Source organism: Skermanella sp. (assembly GCF_059503625.1).
Genome location: NZ_JCACHA010001102.1, coordinates 1 through 5,458 on the forward strand (window position 1 = coordinate 1; position 5,458 = coordinate 5,458).

Annotated in this window: 5 protein-coding genes; 2 read left to right on the plus strand and 3 right to left on the minus strand. The window is 65.6% G+C overall.

The genetic code is table 11. The features are described from left to right. Positions 1-167: 167 nt before the first annotated feature. Both AC5JJ6_RS39605 and AC5JJ6_RS39610 read left to right on the plus strand, forming a co-directional pair. Positions 168-728 (plus strand): TRAP transporter small permease subunit, encoded by a 561-nt coding sequence (locus tag AC5JJ6_RS39605; protein WP_496047308.1) that lies wholly within the window; start codon positions 168-170, stop codon positions 726-728. A gap of 4 nt (positions 729-732) precedes the next feature. Continuing rightward, the gene (locus AC5JJ6_RS39610) at positions 733-2,124 is read left to right on the plus strand and encodes a TRAP transporter large permease (RefSeq protein ID WP_496047309.1); all 1,392 of its coding nucleotides are present in this window, start codon (positions 733-735) and stop codon (positions 2,122-2,124) included. A 4-nt stretch (positions 2,125-2,128) separates the two neighbouring features. On the opposite strand, the gene AC5JJ6_RS39615 is transcribed toward AC5JJ6_RS39610, so the two are convergent. The 3 genes from AC5JJ6_RS39615 to AC5JJ6_RS39625 all read right to left on the minus strand — a co-directional run. Next, positions 2,129-3,466 carry an ABC transporter permease gene (locus tag AC5JJ6_RS39615; protein ID WP_496047310.1) on the minus strand — a complete coding sequence of 446 codons (1,338 nt, stop codon included), beginning with the start codon at positions 3,464-3,466 and terminating at the stop codon, positions 2,129-2,131. Beyond that, on the minus strand, positions 3,463-4,146 hold the full coding sequence (locus tag AC5JJ6_RS39620) for an ABC transporter ATP-binding protein (protein ID WP_496047311.1): 684 nt from the start codon (positions 4,144-4,146) through the stop codon (positions 3,463-3,465). Before AC5JJ6_RS39620 ends, AC5JJ6_RS39615 begins: the two co-directional genes overlap by 4 nt. After that, the coding region (locus tag AC5JJ6_RS39625) for an efflux RND transporter periplasmic adaptor subunit (RefSeq protein ID WP_496047312.1) at positions 4,143-5,458 on the minus strand (1,316 nt) is incomplete at its 5' end. The genes AC5JJ6_RS39620 and AC5JJ6_RS39625, both read right to left, overlap by 4 nt.

Here is a 5,458-nt window from a genome sequence, read left to right on the forward strand (position 1 = left end):
TGGGGAAGGCCTGATGCACTTTTAATCGTAGTAGTCTCACCGAGCAGCGGCTTTCCCGCCGGAAAGCCGCTGCTTTTTTGCCTGGACCGCACCACCGGCAACCGCTACCACCACCAACTGTTGGCCCGGTTATCAATCAGGGTGCATCAAGTAAGGGGAGGGCGCGCTTGTCGGCGCTGGCTTTATTCGTGCGCATCGTCAACCAGCTCAACGAGTGGATCGGGCGCACGGTTTCGTGGCTGACCCTTGGTGTCGTCCTGGTCTGCTTTTCCGTCGTGGTGCTGCGCTACGCCTTCAACATCGGGTTCGTATGGATGCAGGACATCTATGTCTGGCTCCATGCCATAGCCTTCACCCTTGGTGCGGGTTATGCACTGCTGCATGACCACCACGTCCGAGTCGATATCTTCTACCGGCCGGCCAGCGAGCGCTACAAGGCTTGGCTCGACCTCCTTGGCGTCCTGCTGCTTCTGCTGCCTTTCGTGACGATCCTCGTCTACTGGGGCTGGGGTTATGTCGTCCGGTCCTGGGTGCTTCAGGAGCGGTCGCAGAATGTCGGCGGCATGCATGGCCTCTATGTCATCAAAAGCTGCCTGATCGCCTTCGCTGTCCTCGTCGGGCTCCAGGGCCTTTCGATCGCGGCGCGCAGCATCCTGATCATCACCGGCAACAGGACGCTCCTGTCCCCGCGCGATCTTCCGCCCGCCGAAAACCTGGAAGGGGCCTGATCCCGTGGACAGCATCCTGATCGGCGAGGCGCTGAGCGTCGCCATGTTCTTCGGTGTCGTGGCGGTCCTCATGCTGGGATTTCCCGTCGCCTTCACTCTTGCGGGCACGTCCCTGATCTTCGCCGGCATCGGCTGGCAGTTCGACGCCTTCAACCCGGCCCTGTTCGGCACCCTGGTTTCACGCTACGTGGGCGCCATGGTCAACGAGGTGCTGGTTGCCGTTCCGCTGTTCGTCTTCATGGGCGTCATGCTGGAAAGGTCCCGGATCGCGGAACAGCTCCTGGTGACGATGGCGCAGCTCTTCGGCAGTCTGCGCGGCGGTCTTGGCCTGTCGGTGATCATGGTCGGCGCCTTGCTGGCCGCCTCGACCGGAATTGTCGGCGCTACCGTCGTCACCATGGGACTGCTGAGCCTGCCCGCCATGCTGAAGGCCGGCTACGATCCGAAACTCGCCTGCGGCATCATCTGCGCATCCGGCACGCTCGGCCAGATCATCCCGCCGTCGACCGTCCTGATCTTCATGGGTGACATCCTCCAGGGAGCCAACGCCCAGGCTCAGATGGCGCTCGGCAACTTCGCTCCCAACCCGGTTTCCGTCGGCGACCTGTTCGTCGGCGCCTTCATCCCCGGCTTCATCCTGGTCGGTCTTTACATGGGCTGGACCATCCTGGTCGCGATCTTCCGGCCGCAGGCCGCTCCGGCGCTGGAGATGACGGCCGAAGAGCGCCGCGACCTTCCGAAGAACGTCGCCGTGGCACTCATCCCGGCGCTGGCGCTGATCGTCGCGGTGCTTGGCTCGATCCTGGCCGGCATCGCGACGCCGACCGAATCGGCGTCGGTCGGCGCCGTCGGAGCCATGCTGCTGGCCGCCGTCAGGCGCCAGTTCAGCTACGCGATCCTGCGGCATGTCATGATGTCGACCATGCAGATCACGTCCATGGTGTTCGTGATCCTGTTCGGCGCCTCCATGTTCGCGCTGGTCTTCCGGACCCTGGGGGGAGACGCGCTGCTGGAGGAGTTCCTGACGGCGCTGCCGGGAGGAGCGACCGGGGCCGTTCTGTTCGTGATGTTCCTGATGTTCGTCCTGGGCTTCATCCTGGACACGTTCGAGATCATCTTCATCGTGATGCCCCTGACGGCGCCGATCCTGTTGCAGATGGGAATCGATCCGGTCTGGCTCGGCGTCATGGTCGGCATCAATCTTCAGACCAGCTTCCTGACCCCGCCGGTCGGGTTCTCCCTGTTCTACCTGCGGAGTGTCGCACCGGCGTCGATCGAAACCAACCAGATCTACCGGGGCGTCGTTCCTTTCGTGGCCCTTCAGATGGCCGGCTTGGCCCTGGTCTGGATATTCCCCCAACTTGCCACGTGGCTGCCGGCGCTCGTGTTCAAGTAAGCGGTCAGACCCGCCGCAATGCGGCGATAGGGTCCAGCCTTGAGGCCTGCCATGCCGGATAGAGTCCGAAGGTAACTCCGATCAGCCCGGCCCCCAGGAACGCTCCCAATGCCGTCAGGGGATCGATCCGGGGGGCGATCTGAGTCAGGGCGTCGACGGCCAGGACTCCGCCGAAGCCGAGCAGGACGCCCAGCAATCCGCTGACCAGCGCCAGCGCCGCAGCCTCAATCAGAAATTGCGACAGGATATCCCGGCGGCCGGCACCGACAGCGAGGCGGAGGCCGATCTCGGCGGTCCGCTCGGTCACGGAAACCAGCATGATGTTCATGATGCCGATGCCGGCGATCAGAAGCGACAGGGCCGCGATCCCGATCAGCAGCGCCGTCAGGATCCGGGCCGAGGCGGCGCGGGCTTCGGCGACTTCCGACAGGTTCCGGATGTCGAAGTCGTCCGGCTCCCCCGGCATCAGCCTGTGGCGCTGCCGAAGCAGTTCGCGGACTTCTTCGGTCGTGGTCCGCAGACTGCCGGCGTCATGGGCCTGGATCATGATCGAGTTGACGGCGCCTGCGAACACGACTGACGGGTTGGCCTTGACCTGCTCGACCTTCTGGAAGCCTGTCTTGCCGCTGCCGTCGAACCGTTTCTTGCCGGCGATAGCGCTGGCGGACTGGACCTGGGGAGCGGGCTTGTTGTTGAGGCGCATGCGGGCTGTCGCCAGCGGCACGTAGACGACGTCGTCCTGATCCCAGCCCTGAGTCGATTGGCCCTTGGAAGCAAGCACCCCGATCACCTGAAACGGCACGTTGCGCAGCCTGATGACTTGACCGACCGGATCCTCTCCCGGTTCGAACAGCCGTTTCACGACCGTCTGGCCCAGTAGCGCCACCTTGGCGACCGCGGCATTGTCTTCGTCGGTGATCAGCCGGCCGAATATCGCGGGCCATGCCCGGACCTCCATGAAGCCCGCCGTAATTCCGTGCATTCGCGACCAGGAGTTGCGATTCCCATTGATCGCCTGACCGCTGCCCCACCACGTGGCGCCGACTTCGCGGACCGACGGAAGCTGCGTACGAACCGCCACCGCGTCGTCCTCCGTCAGCAGGACGTTGGTATCGCCGCTGAGACGGACGCCGCCGGGACCGGTCCTCTGACCGGCCACCACCATCATGACGTTGGCGCCCAGATTTTGGATCTGGTCGATCACCTGTTTCTGGGTCGCGGTGCCGATGGCGACCATCAGGATCACCGCCGCTATGCCGACCGCTATGCCGGTCATCGTCAGGATGCTGCGGAGACGGTGCAGCCAGAGGGCGCGGACTGCGGTGCGCATGGCCATCATCATGCAGCACTGTCCTCCATCACCTGCCCGTCGCGGAAGGCGATCCGGCGCTTGGCATGCTCGGCGACACCCCGGTCATGGGTAACCAGGACGACGGTACGCCCCTCGTCGTTGAGGGACTGGAACAGCGCCATGATCTCCGCCCCCGTGGCCTGATCGAGCGCTCCGGTCGGTTCGTCCGCCAGCAGGATACGCGGATCGTTGACCAGCGAACGGGCGATGGCGACGCGCTGCTGCTGCCCGCCGGAGAGTTCGGCCGGGCGGTGATGCGCCCGGTCCGCAAGACCGACGGCAGCCAGATGGCGCATCGCCCGTTCCCGCCGTTCGCGGGCAGCGACGGGAGCGTAAGTCAGCGGCAGCTCGACGTTCTCCAGCGCGGTGTGTGTCGGTAGCAGATGGAAGCTCTGGAAGACGAAGCCGAGCTTGCCGTTGCGGATCCTGGCCCGCTGCTGCTCCGGCAGCCGTCCGACCTCGTCGCCGTCGAGCAGGTATTGGCCGGCGCTGGGAGTGTCGAGGCAGCCGAGGATGTTCATGAAGGTGGACTTGCCGGAACCCGACGGACCCATCACGGCGACGTAGTCGCCGGCATCGATCGTCAGGTTGATGCCCCTGAGTGCGTGGACCGTCTGGCCAGCCATGCTGTACTGCTTCTTCAGATCGATCGCTTCGAGGAGCGCGCTCACGTTCCGGCTCCGCCGGCGGACGGCTTGCGGCCGACGACGACCTGCTGGCCTTCGGTCAGCGTGCCGCCGGCGATCTCGCTGAATCCGGTATCCGCGATGCCGACCTTGACCGGGACTGCCGTGAACAGGCCCTTCGAGTCGAGTACATAGACTTCGCTCTCGCCGGCGCGCCGGGGGGCGGGCGAGGGGAGGGACGGCGTCGGGCGAAAGCGCAGGGCGGCGGACGGGACGCGCAGGACATCGCGGTGTTCCGTCACCTTGATATCGACCATGGCCGTCATGCCGGGATAGAGCTGCAAGGTGTCATTGCCGGCCGTGATGACGACAACATATGTCACTACGTTCTGGATGACCTGCGGCGCCTTCCTGACCTGTGCGACGGTGCCGGTGAACTCCATGCCGGGGAAAGCGGCGACGGTGAAGCTGACGGACTGCCCGGCTTGGACTGCGCCGATATCCGCTTCGTCGACGAAAGTCTCGACCTGAAGCCGGCGAAGGTCGCGGGCGATCGTGTAGAGCACGGGAGCTTCCAGGCTGGCGGCGACCGTCTGGCCGACATCGACGTTCCGCTCGATCACCACGCCGTCGATGGGGGAGCGGATCACCGTCCGGTCCAGATCGACCTGCGCCTGAGCCAGCGCCGCGACCCGCTGCTGAAGCGTGGCTTCCGCTACCATGACCTGGGCTTCGGCGGCGCTGACCGAAGCTTCCGCTCCCTGGATTACGGTGATCTGGGCGTTGTGCTCCGCCTGGGCCGCCGCAAGGGCAGCCTGAGCCTGATCGAAGGCGCTGGTGACCCGCTCCCGCTCCGCCACCGCGACATAGTCGGCCCGGCCGGAAGCCGACGCCCGCTGCAACTCGCGTCTCGCCTGATCGGAGACCGACTGGGCGCTCCGGGCCCTGGCTTCCAGGACTTGGCGGGTTGCCCGGGCGTTCTCGGCATCGGCACGTGCCCGCGCCAGCTGCGCCTTGGCGGCGGAGATGCCGGAGGCGGCGACGTCGCGCTGGGCGGTCGCCTCGGCAACGCGGGCAGCGAAGCCTTCGGGAGCGATCTGGGCGACGACTTGATCCCGACGGACCACGGAGTTGAAGTCGGCATCGAGCGAGAGGATACGTCCGGAGACGGCCGATCCGACCTGGACCAGCCCGACCGCGTTGAGCGTTCCGGTCGCGGCGATGGTACGGACGATGGTGCCCCGATCGACGGCCGCCAGTTCCACGTCGGGAAGTTCCCGCTGGTCCTCGATCAGGGACGCGTAGCCTACGCCGCCGGCAAGTACGGCGATGCCGCCGATTGCCAGCCATATTGCGA